This is a genomic window from Nioella ostreopsis, assembly GCF_004000255.1.
GTDB classification, from domain to species: Bacteria; Pseudomonadota; Alphaproteobacteria; order Rhodobacterales; family Rhodobacteraceae; genus Nioella; species Nioella ostreopsis.
On record NZ_RCIQ01000007.1, the window covers coordinates 79,981 to 94,141 of the forward strand.

Consider the following 14,161-nt stretch of genomic DNA (forward strand, 5'->3'; position numbering starts at 1 on the left):
GGGCCTTTCTGATTCCGGGCGGGGCGCGCTCCTGTGACGGTGCCCCAAATTTCCTCTTGCAGCCCCCGATCACCCGTCCTAAACACCGCCCTCAAGAGAGCGGGCGTAGCTCAGGGGTAGAGCATAACCTTGCCAAGGTTAGGGTCGTGAGTTCGAATCTCATCGCCCGCTCCAATCAAAAAGGCCTCCGGATTTCCGGGGGCCTTTCTGATTCCGGGCGGGGCGCGCTCCTGTGACGGTGCCCCAAATTTCCTCTTGCAGCCCCCGATCACCCGTCCTAAACACCGCCCTCAAGAGAGCGGGCGTAGCTCAGGGGTAGAGCATAACCTTGCCAAGGTTAGGGTCGTGAGTTCGAATCTCATCGCCCGCTCCAATCAAAAAGGCCTCCGGATTTCCGGAGGCCTTTTGCGTTTCCAGGGGATTACTGCGCGCGCATCTCTTCAAGACGTTCGGCGGCATCGGGATGGCCCAGTTCCTGCGCCCGTTCGAACCACAGGATTGCCAGCGCATCGTCCTGCTGTACGCCGTCACCGTCCCGGATGATGATCCCCATATTATAGGCGGAGTAGTCGTCGCCCAGATTGGCGGCCTCGGCCCAGATCCGCGCAGCCTCGGCCCGGTTTTCCGGGAAGCCACGGCCGCGATAATGTCCGAAGGCCACCAGGCGCATGGCAACCTCGTCGCCTTGCGCGGCGGACAGGCCAGCCCAGTACATCGCCGCGTTGTCGTCGTTTTCCACGCCTTCAGCATTGTAATAGGCGTAGGCCAGGTTCGATTGCGCAATCGCGTTGCCCTGCTCGGCCGCCTGACGGAAAAGCTGAACCGCGCGGACATAGTCCTGCTCGACGCCCTCACCATCCCAGTAGATCATGCCAAGATCCAATTGGGCGCTGGCCTCGCCAGCTTCCGCCCGTGCCGTGAGACCGGCGATTTCGGCAATCATCATCACGTCGACCCCGTCGACCATCACGGCAAATCCGTCATTGCCATCGACCACGACCTGCGCTTCCGGCTGGACGTTGTAGACCTGACCATCGACGACGACGCTGCTGTTGGTGATCAGCACCGTGTGCTCGTTCAGCACCGCCTCGATCCCGCGCGCGGTTTCACGCGAGCTGATCGAACCCGATCCGGTGATGGTGACGGAGATGTCGCCATAGGTGGACGTCATGTGCGACTGCGCCGCGGCAGTCAGCGGCAGGGCAAGCGCCAGCCCTGCGGCGAGGATCAGGGCGCGGGGAAAAACAAGACGGAAGTGGGACATGAAACTCTCCTGAAATGGAAGGCTGGCGGAAAAATGCCGGGAATCACGGATGCACAGATTATATAGTGTTAATCAGACATTTAGTCAAGATCGCCGATGACAGGTATTTTTCCTTGCAAATGCAGGCCCGGTTTCGAACACTCCATACTGTATTGCATCAACAGTTTGTAGGAGGACCACCGATGTCCCGCATATTGACCGCCATAGCATCCATTGGCCTTGCCGCGATCACGGCGTTGCCTGCTTTGGCCCAATCCCCGCTTAGCCTGTCGGGGATGAGCGTCTACCGCTACGAAACCCTTGTCGACCATTCCGGCAATTCCGGATCATTCTGCTGCGCGCCTTACGTGCTTGGTGGCCCGGATGGTCATTTCTTCTACATCCGCGCCATCTTCGACGTGGCATGGAGCGACGATCTGGAACGGATTTCCTACAGCTCGTCCGACATTACCCTGTTGTTGCCCGGCGATGAGGAAGGCCGCCGTGCCCAGGGGCGCTACGACTGGTTCGGGGTGTTCACGCCGTCTGCCGGATCCATGTCGGAACGTCGCCCGCGGGACTTCCCCGAGGAGACCGCGCAGGCCTTCCTGAATGGCGTCTGGTATCTGCCGCGCGAGGCAACGACCGCCACCCTGATTATCGGCGAGGATGATGACAGGTTGGAAATTCCGGTGAACCTCGCGGTCGAGGTCGGCCCGGTCATCAGCCCCAGCCAAACCTTCACCTTCGTTCCCACCGGACTGACCCGCGCGACCGAGCTGACTGCGGAAACGAACATGAACCGCACCGACGTGCCAGGGCTGCTGGCGCCCACCACGGGCACGATGCTGCGGGTCGATTTCGATGCCACGCCCGCCTTCTCGACCGACACCGACGCGCAAGCTGGCGACAATCAGGCATTCCTGCGCAACACCTGGTTCTCGCTGGTCGGCCCGGATGGCGCGCCGCTGACCCTGATCGGATCGCAGAGCGGGTCGAACTCCACACCACGAATCGAATGGACCAACTCGATCAGCTGGGATGACAGCCCCCGCACCGTGGACCTGAGCCTCTATTTCCTCGGCTCCGGCGCGCCGGGCACCTACCAGCTCTATTTCCTTGAGGACATGGTGGGCGAGATCACCCTTCAGTAACGAAACAGGCCGGGGCGGCAACGCGCCCGTCCCGGCCCTGCCCTTGCGCCCTTTTCCGCGACGGCGCATCGCCCTATAAGGCGGCAACGACAATGGCGGAGCCCCCCGATGCGAACAGCACAGATTTCCCGGCAGACGGCTGAAACCGAGATCAGCGTCGAGATCAATCTCGACGGGACCGGGGCCTATGACAACCAGACCGGGGTCGGCTTTTTCGATCACATGCTGGACCAGCTGAGCCGCCATTCGCTGATCGACATGACGATCCGCGCCAAGGGGGATTACCATATCGACGACCACCACACGGTGGAGGATACCGGGATCGCGCTCGGTCAGGCACTGGTTCAGGCGCTTGGCGACAAGCGCGGCATCCGGCGCTATGGCGAATGCCACCTGCCGATGGATGACGCGCAGGTCCGCGCGGCGCTTGATCTGTCGGCGCGGCCCTTCCTCGTGTGGAACGTCACCCTGCCCACGCCCAAGATCGGCACGTTCGACACCGAACTGGTGCGCGAGTTCTTCCAGGCGGTCAGCACCCATGGCGGCATCACCCTGCATGTGGACCAGATCCACGGCTTCAACAGCCACCACATTGCCGAGGCCGCCTTCAAAGCCGTGGCCCGCGCCCTGCGCATGGCGGTCGAACCCGACCCGCGCAAGGCCGATGCCATCCCCTCGACCAAGGGCACGCTTTAAGCGGCAGGCCGGGCCCGGCGACGGGCCAGCCACCATTCCGCAACGATCAGGTTCGGCACCCAACAGAGCCACGCCACCAGCACATAGCCGGTGTCGAACCCGAATCCCGCCGCGAGCGCGGGCAGATAGAGCCGTAGGGTGACGGCGGCGAAGGTCAGCGCGGCAGAGCGGATCATCCAGACCTGATGCTCGGCAATCCGGTGCTGCATCGCCAGCCAGACCGCTCGCGCCGTCGTGACCAGCCACAGAACCGCGAGAAGGCCAAAGCCCATTCCCGCCACTGGCCCGGCGCTGCTGTTTACGGCCAGGCTCAGCCCTGCGACGCCCGAGACCAGGATCGCCAGCGCATAGACGCGGCCAAGCCAGCGGTGCAGGCGCGGGCGTGACCCCCTCAGACGCGCGCTGAACTGGAAGGGCATGATGACCAGTGCCACAGGCGCGACCCCGATATGAGCGAAGAGCGCCAGGGCGCGCGGCTCCAGATGATGCGCCATAAAGGGCATGGACAGCTCCACCCCGAAGACGAGGAACCGCCAGGATACGAGCGCGACCAGCACGGACAGGATGGCAATGGTCCACTGGCGCAGGGTTGCGACGGTCATGGGAGGGCTCCAATTTGACACTGTAAACTTGACATTGTCATAATCGCTCCACCTTGACGCTGTCAAGATGATCCGCGACTGTGGCGGTATGAGCAGCGAAAAACCCAAAGACCGGCATCACCACGGTAACCTGCGCGCGGCCCTTATCGAGGCCGGGATCGCGCTGTTGACCGAAGGCGGGCTCGATGCACTCACCTTGCGCAAATGCGCCGCGCGCGCCGGGGTCAGCCATGCCGCGCCCGCGCATCATTTTGACGGGCTCGACGGGTTGCGGGTTGCCATCGCAGAGGAAGGGTTCGACCGGTTCCGCCGCCGGATGCTGGCCTATGCCGATGCCGCGCCGCAAACCCCGCGCGACCGCCTGTTCGGCATCTGCCGGGGCTACCTGGCCTTCGCCCGTCAGGAGCCTGCGCTTTACGATCTCATCTTCAGTTTCCGCGCCAACTCCCGGATGATCGAGGATCTGGAGGAAGGCTCTGCCCCCTCTTACATGGTGCTTCGCGACAGCTGCGCGCCCTTCCAGCCCGCCGGGGCCGACCCGGTCATCCTGGAAACGCAGGTCTGGTCGCTGGTCCATGGCTACGCGATGCTGATCCTGACCGGGCGCTTTGGCGATACATCCGCGCGGGACGAAGAGTTCCTCGCCGTGCTCGACCGGATCATCGCACCGCCCCTTTCCCCTTGACCTCGCGCGCCCATTGCGCGACCCCCTGCGCCAGAGACCTGAGCGAGGCAGACCATGACCACCGTCCTTGTGGATTACGAAAGCGGCAACCTGCATTCCGCCGAGAAGGCCTTTCAACGTATGGCGGCCGAGGGCGGCCATGGCCCCGTCCAGATCACCGCCGACCCCGAGGTCGTGGCCAAGGCCTCCCGCATCGTGCTGCCCGGGGACGGCGCCTTCCCGGCCTGCCGCCGCGGGTTGCAGGCGATTGACGGGCTGGAGGCCGCGCTGATCGAGGCGGTTGAAACGCGCGGTGTGCCCTTCCTTGGCATCTGCGTCGGGATGCAGATGCTGACCGGCTGGGGCCGCGAATACGAGGATGTGGAAGGCTTCGGCTGGATCCCCGGCGAGGTGGTCAGGATCATACCCGCCGACCCTTCGCTGAAAGTGCCGCATATGGGCTGGAACGATCTGGTCATCGACCGCGCCCACCCGGTTCTGGAGGGGCTGTCCACCGGCGATCACGCCTATTTCGTCCACAGCTATCACATGAAGGTCACCGACCCGGCCCATCTGCTGGCCCATGTGGAGTATGGGGGCCCGATCACAGCCATCGTGAGCCGGGACAACGTGGTTGGCACCCAGTTCCACCCGGAAAAGAGCCAACACGCCGGGCTGCGGCTGATTGCCAATTTCCTGAACTGGCAACCCTGATCCGCGAACGGTTTCGAATGCCTGCGGCATCCGACCGGGGCGGGGGGCCAGCCCCCCGCACCCCCCGGAGTATTTTCACCAAGAAGAAGGGGGACAAGCCGTGGCTCGGACCCCATCAGAAACGGCGGATCAGTTCACGCGGGTCCAGTCGCCTCCACAGCGCTGAATACCGAGCAGGCGGCCACAGACCGACATGGTGTCCCCGTTGAGATAGAGCCGCGAATTGTAGGTGGAATCCCGGTCGGGCGAATAAAGCCGCCCGCGATATTCCCCACCCCCGCGCGGGGCAGTGTCCCAGATGATCTGACGGCCGACATTCTCGCTGGCCATGGTCGCGCCGGAGCCGTCGAAGGCCTGAATGAGCGTGCCGCAGAAGTTGCTGCCGCACTGCACGACCTCGATGATCCCGGTATTGCCATTGTCATCGGGCGCGGTGCGCCAGCGGCCCTCGATCGGGTCGGCGGCGGCCATGCCGGCAAAGCCAAGAACGGCGGCAAGGGCGATAAGCGTGGTTTTCATGGTAATCTCCTCCCAGAAACTGGGCACAGTTTGACCGGGGCTGCGGCATTCTGGCAAGGCTGACGTTGGGTTGCCTTGGCAAGCGCTGCGGCTTCCGGCAAAAGGGCGCCGACACTTGCCCTCGTGAAAGGCCGCTCTCATGATCCTCTACCCCGCCATCGACCTCAAGGACGGACAGGCCGTGCGGCTTTACAAGGGCGAGATGGAGAAGGCGACGGTCTTCCATGACCGACCGGCGGAACAGGCCAAGGCGTTTGAGGCGGCGGGATGCGAGTGGCTGCATCTGGTGGATCTGAACGGCGCCTTCGCGGGCGAGCCGGTAAACGGCGCAGCGGTCGAGGCGATCCTGGCGGAGACCTCGGTCCCCGCGCAGCTTGGCGGCGGCATCCGCGACATGGAGACCATCGCCATGTGGATCGAGAAGGGCATCGCCCGGGTGATCCTGGGCACGGTCGCGGTCGAAAATCCCGATCTGGTGCGCGAAGCAGCCCGCGCCTTCCCCGGCAAGGTCGCCGTCGGCATCGACGCGCGCAAGGGTATGGTCGCCACCAAGGGATGGGCCGAGGAAACCAATGTGACCGCCACCGACCTTGCGCGCAGCTTCGAGGATGCGGGCGTTGCCGCCATAATCTACACCGATATCAACCGCGACGGGGCCATGCAGGGCCCCAATATCGAAGAAACGGCGGCGCTGGCCCATGCCGTGTCGATCCCCGTCATCGCCTCGGGCGGGGTGTCCTCGCTGGATGACCTGCGGGCGCTCAAATCCTGCGGCGCGCCGCTCAACGGGGCGATCTCTGGCCGGGCGCTCTATGACGGGGCACTGGATCTGGCCGAGGCACTTACTGTATTGAAGGGCTAATCCCGCCGCATTTTCGCCCAGATTTGCCCCTAGTTTTGCGAAAAACCCGCTGATCACAGCGGGGTATCTTTGAGCGGTATGGGGCAATTTCGGCCATGGCCATCGGGCAAGCGGGCAGTATCACCACGAATTCGCCGGGCGAGAACGACCCGATCACCATCACCTTCGATGAACCGCTGACCGATCCGGTCATCGCGCTCAGCGCCACCAGCAATGGCGGGCATCCCTTCACCCTGCGTGTCACGGACATCAGCTATGACACCGATGGCAATGCGACCTCGTTCACCTTCATCATCGAGGAATGGGAATATCTGGACGGCCCGCATCCTGCGACGGAAACGATCAACTGGATTGCCGTCGAGGAAGGGGTCCACACCCTGTCCGATGGCCGGGTGATCGAGGCAGGAACGACAAGCGCCACCCATGCCACCAGTTCCGTCAGCCTCGCGGGCGGTTTTACCGATCCGCCTGTCATTCTGACCTCGGTCATGTCTGAAAATGACACGACGACGGTGGACAGCGATCCGCTCAACGTCACCGTGTCCGGCTTTGACGTGCGGCTTCAGGAAGAGGAAGGCCAGGATGGCATTCATGCCGCGGAAACGGTGGGCTACATCGCCATTCAGTCCGGTGGCGATGCCAGCAGCGGCACGGCGTCCGTCTTTGATGGGGTCGATCACACCACACACACGCTGAGCCTGGGCGATACCTTCACCCAGGGCGTCGTTGTCGCCGAGACCCAGACGATCAACGGCGGCAACACCGCCACGGTCATGATCGACGGCCAGACGGGCAGCACCGTCGGCCTCTTCGTGGAAGAGGAGCAATCGGCCGATTCAGAGATGAACCATATCGACGAAAGCATCGGTGTGGTCACATTCGAGGACGGGCTGATCCTGTGCTTCACCCCCGGCACCCTTGTCGATACGGTCGCGGGGCCGCGCGAGATCTCGACCCTGGTGCCGGGCGACATGATCCTGACCCGCGATGCTGGCCCGCAACCGCTGCGCTGGCTGAGCAAGACCCGGATCTCCGCCGAGCAGCTGGCCCAGTGCCCGCATTTGCAGCCCATTCGGATCCGCAAGGGCGCCATTGCCCCGGGGGTGCCGGATCGCGACCTGATCGTTTCACCACAGCACCGCATCCTGATCGACGGCTGGAAAGCCGAGCTGCTGCATGGCTCGTCGGAGGTTCTGGTCCCTGCCAAGTCACTGATCAACGACAGGATGATCCGCCCCGCAACGACATCCACAGGGGTCGAGTACTTGCACCTGCTTCTGGATGGGCATCACGTCATTGCGGCAAACGGTACGGCAACCGAAAGCCTGCATGCGGGCGAACTGGACAAATCCGATCTGGCCCCGGACGCGCGGCAGGAACTGCTGTCGCTCTTCCCCGATCTGGGCTGGCTCGGGCGTGGCTTCGGCCCCCTTGCCCGGCCCTCGCTCACCGTTCAGGAAGGCCGTGCCTATGCCTAGGGCGTAGCGGGGTTTGCATTCCGCAGCCGCGCCGCCTAAGACATGCGCAACACCCCTCATCCGGACCTGAGACATGCTGAAAACCCGCATCATCCCCTGCCTCGACGTGGCCGACGGGCGTGTGGTCAAGGGGGTCAATTTCGTGGACCTGATCGACGCGGGCGACCCGGTGGAATCGGCGCGCGCCTATGATGCGGCAGGGGCGGATGAGCTCTGCTTCCTCGACATCCACGCGACCCACGAAAATCGCGGCACCATGTATGACCTCGCCACGCGCACGGCGGAACAGTGCTTCATGCCGCTGACCATTGGCGGCGGTGTGCGCACGGTCGAGGATGTGAGGAACCTGCTGCTGGCGGGGGCCGACAAGGTCAGCTTCAACTCCGCCGCCGTGGCCGACCCTGACGTGGTGGCGCGCGCGGCCGACAAGTTCGGCAGTCAGTGCATCGTCGTGGCCATCGACGCCAAGACCGTTTCCCCCGGCAAGTGGGAGATCTTCACCCATGGCGGGCGCAAGGCCACGGGTATTGACGCGGTGGAATTCGCGCGCACGGTCGTCGCCAAGGGCGCGGGCGAGATCCTACTGACCTCGATGGACCGCGACGGCACGCGGGCGGGGTTCAACCTGCCTTTGACACGCGCGATTTCCGATGCGGTGCCGGTGCCGGTGATCGCGTCGGGGGGCGTCGGCAATCTTGACCACCTTGTCGAAGGTGTGACGGAGGGCGGGGCTTCCGCCGTTCTGGCCGCCTCGATCTTCCATTTCGGCGACTACACCATTGCCGAGGCCAAGGCCCATATGGCCGCCGCCGGTATCCCCGTGAGGCTCTCATGACCACGCTTGCCCGTCTTGCCGCCACGATCGACGCCCGCAAAGGGGCCGATCCCGACAGCTCCTGGACCGCGAAACTGCTGGCCAAGGGGCCGGAGAAATGTGCCGAGAAATTCGGGGAAGAGGCGGTGGAGGCCATCATCGAGGCCGTGAAGGGCGACCGGGCGCGGCTGACCTCGGAGGCCGCTGATGTGCTCTATCACCTGCTGGTGATGCTGGCGGCGCGTGACGTTGCGCTGGCGGATGTGCTGGCGGAACTGGAACGGCGCGAAGGGATCTCGGGCCTCGACGAAAAGGCGGGGCGCGGGTAAGCCGTTTCGAAACGGCTTTTGTCACGCGGTTTCGAAACCGCGTCTTGAAGGGCCTTGCAAGGCCCTTTTTTCAAGGCGTTTCGAAACGCCTTCACGCGCGTTTCTCAAAGCTTCGAACTGATGATCCCGGTGTTGAACCCACCCATCCGCAGCTCGCCGAACAGGCGCTGATACTCGATCTTCGGGCAGCGGTTCTGGATCACCTGCACCCCCCGCGCCTCGGCCTTTGCCGCGGCTTCCGCATGCTCGACCCCGATCTGCATCCAGATGGTCTTGAGGCCCGGAAACCGGTCCAGCGCCTCATCGACAATCGGCGGAACGGAGTCCGACCGGCGGAAGATATCGACCATGTCGACGGGCCCCTCGATCTCGGACAGGGACCCCACCACCGTCGCCCCGAACAGGGTGCTTCCCGCATGACCCGGGTTCACCGGGATCACCCTGAAGCCTTTCAGCTTCAGGTAGCGCCCCACGTAATGCGACGGCCGCACCGGGTTGGGCGACACGCCCACGCAGGCGATGGATTTGGTGCTGCGCAGGATCTTGCGCAAAAGATCATCGGAAGGATTCGTTGTCATGGGCGCAGCCCTAGCACAAGAAAAAGGCGCCTGCAGCGGGATTTCGCTACAGGCGCCAAGTGCGGAACGAGGGACAGTGATGGGCGCTTCGGTGTTCCGAACCGTGCGCCATACGTTGTAATTTAGCAACTTCCGGGCGCATTTAAAGGGGTGGAACGAAAAAGTGATTGAAACCGGCGGTTACCCGAGGATTGCAGGCCAGTTCGCATCCGCCAACGCAACATTGCCCGGAATGTCGCGTTCCCACCGACGCCGGATGCGGAGAGACGCATTCAGGAACAGCCGCCCCGCATGGATCGTCCAGGCCTCGGGCACCGTGTCCGCAACATAGCCGCGAGACGCTGCCCAGGCACAATAGCCGCCATAGGCCGGGGCGAACGCCTCGGGATCCGCGGAGAAGCGGTCGCGGTTGGCCTGTGATGAGAACAGCCATCGCGCCCCGTTCCAATCCGCCGCGATCCCCTGCGCGCCGGCGACTGGCCGGCCCTCGTCAAAATAGGCCACCGGATCGGTGCCATTGATGGCGACCCCACCACTGGCAAAGACTGGCGCCGACGAGGCGAGTGCCGCACCGACATGCAGCGACAAGGGGGCGGCGGCCAGAAGGGCAAGGGCGGACCGGCGGCGGATCATGGGCGTCTCCTTCGTGTCACCCACAAGATCGGCCTTTGGAGACCCGCAGAAAAGCCCCCTGACACAACTGTGATCGAATGTCAGTCGAAGATGTCCTCAACGAAGTCGAACGCTTCTTCCAGCATCTCAGACCACATCGATTTGCGCCGCTTGGGCTTCTTTTTCTTCTTGCCCCTGTAGGGCCTGTCATGATCGCGATAGGCGGCGGGCGCAGGGGCTGCGCACTTTGGCTGACGCTGGCGATCTTCGCGCAGGGCCTTCATTTCATGCAATGGCGCCCCGCAATTGCCGCAGGCCAGTTCATGCCCGCCGCGGGCCGTCAGCCGCAGCATCGTTCTGGTGCCGCAGTAACAGCATGTGGCGATCTTGGTGGTCATTCAGCTCTCCGCGTTGCGTGTCATTGCATATAGGGACACAGCCGCCGCATTCGAGACGTTGAGAGAGCCAAATTCGCCCGCGAAGGGAATCCGCACCAGATGGTCGCACAATTCGCGTGTGCGCGCGCGCAGGCCCGGTCCCTCGGCCCCAAGGACCAAGGCCACGGGATGGCCCGCCAGATCGGGGGCCAGATCGTCGATGACCTCGTCCCCCTCGCCCGCCAGCCCGACCAGCGTGTAGCCCATCTTCTGCAGCTCCTGCATGGCGTCGCCAAGGTTCTTCACCCGCAGATAGGGCTGGCGCTCCAGCGCGCCCGAGGCGGTCTTGGCCAAGGCCCCGGTTTCGGGCGCAGAATGGCGATGCGGGGCGATGACGGCCCGCGCGCCGAACACCTCGGCCGACCGCAGGATCGCACCCACATTGTGCGGATCGGTGACCCGATCGAGCAACATCAGACGCGGCGAAGCCTGCCCCGGTTCGCACAGATCGGCCAGATGTCCCCAATCCAGCGCCTTCACCTCCAGCGCTGCCCCCTGATGCACCGATCCGGGATCGAGCGGCACCGGAAACTTGCGCGGATCGGCAATCTCTGGCTCCAGCCCCGCACCGGGAATCGCATCGGCCAGACGGTCGGCGGCATTCTTCGTCACCACCAGCCGCAGCTTTTCGCGCGCCGGATTCATCAGCGCATCACGCACCGCGTGCAGCCCGAACAGCCAGACGGTTTCCGCCGCAGAGGCCCGCTTGGCGCGTTCCTTCTCGATCACCCATGTCGGTTTCTTCACGGTCCGGTCTCCTTCATGACTTGCAGGGCAGCTACGCCTCCGGAGGATGCAAAGGCAAGTCCGGTTTTTGGCCGATTTTCATCTTGACGCCCCTGACCGGGCAGATTATCCCCACCCGGCGTTCGGTTGAAGAACCGAAAGCAAGGGCGACGTGCTGCAAGGTGCGGCAGCGGACTGTAACTCCGCCGGGGAACACCCATGCCTGGTTCGATTCCAGGGTCGCCCACCATTCCCCCTCCTGCTCACCAAAGAATCTATACCATCGGAGCGCCATAGAAAGTGCCGAGCAGATCGTTGCCCGTCCGGCAGCCTGCTGTCCACCCGACCGGTTTGCAACGCAATGAAGACGGGAAAAGCCCGATTGCAAGGCTGGTTCAGCCCGGTCTCTGACGCTAGACTGCAGCCAATCAACAAGTGGTGGTGCCGAGCAGTATGCCCAGGAACATGTTCAACGTGGTTGTGGTGGGCCAGAACGGCCGCCTGCAATACGAAGCGGCGCTTTTTGCTGCCAGCTTTCGCGCCGCCAACCCGAATTTCCCCGGCCGCCTCTTTATCGCAGAACCGCAGCCCGGCCCTCTCTGGCAGGGCGATCCGCGCATGGGCGATGCGGGGGTGAAAGAGCTGCTGGACCGGCTGAAGACCGAGATCCTGCCTTTCGAGAGCATCCATTTCGGCAAGGACTATCCCTATGGCAACAAGATCGAGATGCTCTCGGCCCTGCCCAAAGGGGAACCTTTCGTCTTCTTCGACACCGATACGCTGATCCTCGACGATCTGACCAAGGTGCCCTTCGATTTCGACCGCCCCTCTGCCAGCCTGAAGGTGGAAGGGACATGGCCGCAGATCGAGCTGTATGGCCCCGGCTACACCGCCATTTGGAAATCGCTTTACGACAGGTTCGGGCTGGACTTCGAAAGCTCGCTCGACCTGACGCAACCCGACGAATACTGGCGCCGCTATCTATATTTCAACGCCGGGTTCTTCTACTATAAATGCCCGCACGAGTTCGGTGCGCGCTTCCTCGACTACGCCACCGCGATCCGCAATGACCCGCCCGAGGAGATCATCTGCCAGACCATGGACCCCTGGCTCGATCAGGTCGCCCTGCCCTTGGTGATCCATTCCCTTGGCGGCGGGCGGGATGCGCTGGAACCGGGCTGGCTGGATGGGCGCACGAGCTGTCACTATCGCTTCCTGCCGCTGCTTTACGCCCGCGAAGAGCAACGCGTGGTGGATGTGCTGGAGGAAGTTGCCGCGCCCAACTGGGTCAAGAAGGTGCTCAAAGGCTACGAGCCGATGAAGCGCATGATCTATCAGGGCAAGGGTGCCAAGGCCCGGGCGCTCTTTGATCGGGACAACCTGCCCCGGCGGGAGCAAGCCATCCGCAATCAATTGAAGCGCGAGAAGCTCTGGCTGCGCTAGAGGTCAGTTGCCCCGGTCGTCCTGGGTGACAACGGTCGGGCCATCAAAGCTGCCCGGCTGTGGCCAATGCGTCGGGAAAAAGGGAATGGTCTGCGCGCTGGCCATGGCAACGGATGCAATGGTGATCAGGGCAGCGAGGGTCAGGCGGGTCATCGGTATGTCTCCTTTGGATGAAACGTGATGACCCCCAGATGGGCGTCAATGCGGCCTCAATCGCTCTGATTCCGGAAGCGATGGGGATTTTTCAAAACCAGCGAGAGGTTGACCGGAATCAAGTGCCCGGCGGCGGAACTCCGACGGGCTTTCCCCGGTCTGGTCGCGGAACGCCTTGTTGAACGGCCCGAGCGAGGCAAAGCCCACATCATAGGCAATCTCCAGGATCGTGCGCCGTGCCTCGCCGGGATCGGTCAGCACCTGCTTGGCGGCGGCAATCCGGTAGCTGTTGATGAAGGTCGGAAAGTTGCGGAAGCCAAGCCGCCGGTTGATGACCGCGCGCAGCCGATGTTCCGGCACCCCGATCTCGGCCCCGAGTGCCGCGATGGTCAGCCCCTCGCGCCGCCAGATGCCAGAGTCCAGCGCCACCTTCAACGCCGACACCACAGACCCGTCCACGGCTTCGGCCCGTCGGTCCACTTGTGCTGCGGGCTTCACCGGGTCGGTGAAGCAGATGCAGGCCTTGGGTTCGGGCTTCAACACCCACAGCGCATAGGCGAAGGCAAGCGCGAAGAAGGCCAGCCCTTGCGCCAGCGTCATTGCGTCGGGCACAGACCGATAGCCGAAGATCAGCTCGGTCGAGGATATCGACACGCCCAGAATGGCGATGGCCGACAGAAAGGCAGGGCGGAATTTCAAACGGTCTTCCACCAGATCCTCCTTGGCGGTGCGGATCGCCATGCCAAGAAGCGCCACGAAGAAGGCCAGCATCACAAGGCCCCGGCCCACCTCCAGCCCAGGCACCCAGATGCTGGCGATGGCCAGCGCCACCGCGATCCCTGCCGCCACAAGCCACGGCAGCCGGTCGCGCGGATCGTCGAGGAAGAGCGTCACCACCAGCCAGCAGACCGCCAGTGGCACGAAGATCGCGGCCACCAGCAGCACCGGGATGATCGCCGGGGGAAAGCCCGGCGCGGCGAGGCTCGACAGCAGCGCATAGCCCGCCATGGTCAGCGCCAGCGCTGTGACGGGCCGACCCACGGGACGTGTCTGGGGCACGATCATCAACGCGGTCGCACTGAGCAAAGCCAGAGCGATGGCGGCGGCGCGGATGGAAATGTCGAGCAGGATCATGGC

Annotated in this window: 18 protein-coding genes and 3 tRNA genes; 12 read left to right on the top strand and 9 right to left on the bottom strand. The window is 63.8% G+C overall.

Translation table 11 applies throughout. The annotated features are described in order from the left end of the window. The first annotated feature begins 99 nt into the window (after positions 1-99). Together EP237_RS09420 and EP237_RS09425 are read left to right on the top strand one after the other, a co-directional pair. A tRNA-Gly gene (locus EP237_RS09420) sits at positions 100-174 on the top strand. A gap of 124 nt (positions 175-298) precedes the next feature. Then, positions 299-373 (top strand) — tRNA-Gly (locus EP237_RS09425). A 48-nt stretch (positions 374-421) separates the two neighbouring features. Here EP237_RS09425 and EP237_RS09430 read toward each other — a convergent pair. Further along, positions 422-1,264, bottom strand: a complete 843-nt coding sequence (locus tag EP237_RS09430; RefSeq protein ID WP_127560467.1) for a tetratricopeptide repeat protein — start codon at positions 1,262-1,264, stop codon at positions 422-424. 182 nt (positions 1,265-1,446) lie between these two features. Between EP237_RS09430 and EP237_RS09435 the strand changes: the two genes are divergently transcribed. Beyond that, positions 1,447-2,397 (top strand): hypothetical protein, encoded by a 951-nt coding sequence (locus EP237_RS09435; RefSeq protein WP_127560469.1) that lies wholly within the window; start codon positions 1,447-1,449, stop codon positions 2,395-2,397. 108 nt (positions 2,398-2,505) lie between these two features. Continuing rightward, positions 2,506-3,093, top strand: a complete 588-nt coding sequence (gene hisB / locus EP237_RS09440) for an imidazoleglycerol-phosphate dehydratase HisB (RefSeq protein ID WP_127560471.1) — start codon at positions 2,506-2,508, stop codon at positions 3,091-3,093. Here hisB and EP237_RS09445 read toward each other — a convergent pair. Continuing rightward, complete coding sequence (locus EP237_RS09445; RefSeq protein ID WP_127560473.1) at positions 3,090-3,695, bottom strand: DUF2306 domain-containing protein; 606 nt, start codon at positions 3,693-3,695, stop codon at positions 3,090-3,092. The two genes, hisB and EP237_RS09445, sit on opposite strands and share 4 nt — an antisense overlap. 88 nt (positions 3,696-3,783) lie before the next feature. On the opposite strand from EP237_RS09445, the gene EP237_RS09450 reads away from it, so the two are divergent. Both EP237_RS09450 and hisH read left to right on the top strand, forming a co-directional pair. Continuing rightward, positions 3,784-4,380 carry a TetR/AcrR family transcriptional regulator gene (locus EP237_RS09450; RefSeq protein ID WP_127560475.1) on the top strand — a complete coding sequence of 199 codons (597 nt, stop codon included), beginning with the start codon at positions 3,784-3,786 and terminating at the stop codon, positions 4,378-4,380. Between the two features lie 54 nt (positions 4,381-4,434). Continuing rightward, positions 4,435-5,073, top strand: a complete 639-nt coding sequence (hisH, locus tag EP237_RS09455; protein WP_127560477.1) for an imidazole glycerol phosphate synthase subunit HisH — start codon at positions 4,435-4,437, stop codon at positions 5,071-5,073. A gap of 129 nt (positions 5,074-5,202) precedes the next feature. Here the strand turns inward: hisH and EP237_RS09460 are convergent, their stop codons facing one another. After that, positions 5,203-5,592: a DUF2147 domain-containing protein gene (locus EP237_RS09460; protein ID WP_127560479.1), complete on the bottom strand. Its 390-nt coding sequence runs from the start codon at positions 5,590-5,592 to the stop codon at positions 5,203-5,205. 139 nt (positions 5,593-5,731) lie between these two features. On the opposite strand from EP237_RS09460, the gene hisA reads away from it, so the two are divergent. The 4 genes from hisA (at position 5,732) to EP237_RS09480 (ending at position 9,075) form a co-directional block, all read left to right on the top strand. Next, positions 5,732-6,454 carry a 1-(5-phosphoribosyl)-5-[(5-phosphoribosylamino)methylideneamino]imidazole-4-carboxamide isomerase gene (hisA, locus tag EP237_RS09465; protein ID WP_127560481.1) on the top strand — a complete coding sequence of 241 codons (723 nt, stop codon included), beginning with the start codon at positions 5,732-5,734 and terminating at the stop codon, positions 6,452-6,454. A gap of 95 nt (positions 6,455-6,549) precedes the next feature. Then, positions 6,550-7,932 (top strand): Hint domain-containing protein, encoded by a 1,383-nt coding sequence (locus EP237_RS09470; protein ID WP_127560483.1) that lies wholly within the window; start codon positions 6,550-6,552, stop codon positions 7,930-7,932. A 73-nt stretch (positions 7,933-8,005) separates the two neighbouring features. Beyond that, positions 8,006-8,767, top strand: coding sequence for an imidazole glycerol phosphate synthase subunit HisF (hisF, locus tag EP237_RS09475; RefSeq protein ID WP_127560485.1), 762 nt, complete (start codon positions 8,006-8,008; stop codon positions 8,765-8,767). Continuing rightward, complete coding sequence (locus EP237_RS09480) at positions 8,764-9,075, top strand: phosphoribosyl-ATP diphosphatase (RefSeq protein WP_127560487.1); 312 nt, start codon at positions 8,764-8,766, stop codon at positions 9,073-9,075. Before hisF ends, EP237_RS09480 begins: the two co-directional genes overlap by 4 nt. A 104-nt stretch (positions 9,076-9,179) precedes the next feature. Here EP237_RS09480 and EP237_RS09485 read toward each other — a convergent pair whose 3' ends face one another. From EP237_RS09485 to rlmB, 4 genes are all read right to left on the bottom strand, one after another. Beyond that, positions 9,180-9,653, bottom strand: coding sequence for a CoA-binding protein (locus EP237_RS09485; RefSeq protein ID WP_127560488.1), 474 nt, complete (start codon positions 9,651-9,653; stop codon positions 9,180-9,182). Positions 9,654-9,833: 180 nt separating this feature from the next. Then, positions 9,834-10,286: a YHS domain-containing (seleno)protein gene (locus tag EP237_RS09490; protein ID WP_127560490.1), complete on the bottom strand. Its 453-nt coding sequence runs from the start codon at positions 10,284-10,286 to the stop codon at positions 9,834-9,836. 80 nt (positions 10,287-10,366) lie between these two features. Then, the gene (locus EP237_RS09495; RefSeq protein ID WP_127560492.1) at positions 10,367-10,663 is read right to left on the bottom strand and encodes a hypothetical protein; all 297 of its coding nucleotides are present in this window, start codon (positions 10,661-10,663) and stop codon (positions 10,367-10,369) included. Continuing rightward, the gene (gene rlmB / locus EP237_RS09500) at positions 10,664-11,449 is read right to left on the bottom strand and encodes a 23S rRNA (guanosine(2251)-2'-O)-methyltransferase RlmB (RefSeq protein ID WP_127560494.1); all 786 of its coding nucleotides are present in this window, start codon (positions 11,447-11,449) and stop codon (positions 10,664-10,666) included. It lies immediately after the preceding gene. Positions 11,450-11,593: 144 nt separating this feature from the next. Here rlmB and EP237_RS09505 point away from each other — a divergent pair. Together EP237_RS09505 and EP237_RS09510 are read left to right on the top strand one after the other, a co-directional pair. Further along, positions 11,594-11,678 (top strand) — tRNA-Tyr (locus tag EP237_RS09505). A 203-nt stretch (positions 11,679-11,881) separates the two neighbouring features. Then, entirely contained in the window at positions 11,882-12,871 is a 990-nt protein-coding gene (locus tag EP237_RS09510; RefSeq protein WP_127560496.1) for a hypothetical protein, read from the top strand. Positions 12,872-12,874: 3 nt separating this feature from the next. On the opposite strand, the gene EP237_RS23120 is transcribed toward EP237_RS09510, so the two are convergent. Further along, positions 12,875-13,024 (bottom strand): hypothetical protein, encoded by a 150-nt coding sequence (locus tag EP237_RS23120; RefSeq protein ID WP_164744674.1) that lies wholly within the window; start codon positions 13,022-13,024, stop codon positions 12,875-12,877. Between the two features lie 45 nt (positions 13,025-13,069). Beyond that, the gene (locus tag EP237_RS09515) at positions 13,070-14,158 is read right to left on the bottom strand and encodes a helix-turn-helix domain-containing protein (protein ID WP_127560498.1); all 1,089 of its coding nucleotides are present in this window, start codon (positions 14,156-14,158) and stop codon (positions 13,070-13,072) included. Between the last annotated feature and the right edge of the window lie 3 nt (positions 14,159-14,161).

What these genes read in the sequence shown, in the direction of transcription:
- EP237_RS09430 (WP_127560467.1), bottom strand. Translation starts at nt 1,264, where the DNA reads ATGTCCCACTTCCGTCTTGTTTTTCCCCGCGCCCTGATCCTCGCCGCA.
- EP237_RS09435 (WP_127560469.1), top strand. Translation starts at nt 1,447, where the DNA reads ATGTCCCGCATATTGACCGCCATAGCATCCATTGGCCTTGCCGCGATC.
- hisB (WP_127560471.1), top strand. Translation starts at nt 2,506, where the DNA reads ATGCGAACAGCACAGATTTCCCGGCAGACGGCTGAAACCGAGATCAGC.
- EP237_RS09445 (WP_127560473.1), bottom strand. Translation starts at nt 3,695, where the DNA reads ATGACCGTCGCAACCCTGCGCCAGTGGACCATTGCCATCCTGTCCGTG.
- EP237_RS09450 (WP_127560475.1), top strand. Translation starts at nt 3,784, where the DNA reads ATGAGCAGCGAAAAACCCAAAGACCGGCATCACCACGGTAACCTGCGC.
- hisH (WP_127560477.1), top strand. Translation starts at nt 4,435, where the DNA reads ATGACCACCGTCCTTGTGGATTACGAAAGCGGCAACCTGCATTCCGCC.
- EP237_RS09460 (WP_127560479.1), bottom strand. Translation starts at nt 5,592, where the DNA reads ATGAAAACCACGCTTATCGCCCTTGCCGCCGTTCTTGGCTTTGCCGGC.
- hisA (WP_127560481.1), top strand. Translation starts at nt 5,732, where the DNA reads ATGATCCTCTACCCCGCCATCGACCTCAAGGACGGACAGGCCGTGCGG.
- EP237_RS09470 (WP_127560483.1), top strand. Translation starts at nt 6,550, where the DNA reads ATGGCCATCGGGCAAGCGGGCAGTATCACCACGAATTCGCCGGGCGAG.
- hisF (WP_127560485.1), top strand. Translation starts at nt 8,006, where the DNA reads ATGCTGAAAACCCGCATCATCCCCTGCCTCGACGTGGCCGACGGGCGT.
- EP237_RS09480 (WP_127560487.1), top strand. Translation starts at nt 8,764, where the DNA reads ATGACCACGCTTGCCCGTCTTGCCGCCACGATCGACGCCCGCAAAGGG.
- EP237_RS09485 (WP_127560488.1), bottom strand. Translation starts at nt 9,653, where the DNA reads ATGACAACGAATCCTTCCGATGATCTTTTGCGCAAGATCCTGCGCAGC.
- EP237_RS09490 (WP_127560490.1), bottom strand. Translation starts at nt 10,286, where the DNA reads ATGATCCGCCGCCGGTCCGCCCTTGCCCTTCTGGCCGCCGCCCCCTTG.
- EP237_RS09495 (WP_127560492.1), bottom strand. Translation starts at nt 10,663, where the DNA reads ATGACCACCAAGATCGCCACATGCTGTTACTGCGGCACCAGAACGATG.
- EP237_RS09510 (WP_127560496.1), top strand. Translation starts at nt 11,882, where the DNA reads ATGCCCAGGAACATGTTCAACGTGGTTGTGGTGGGCCAGAACGGCCGC.
- EP237_RS23120 (WP_164744674.1), bottom strand. Translation starts at nt 13,024, where the DNA reads ATGACCCGCCTGACCCTCGCTGCCCTGATCACCATTGCATCCGTTGCC.
- EP237_RS09515 (WP_127560498.1), bottom strand. Translation starts at nt 14,158, where the DNA reads ATGATCCTGCTCGACATTTCCATCCGCGCCGCCGCCATCGCTCTGGCT.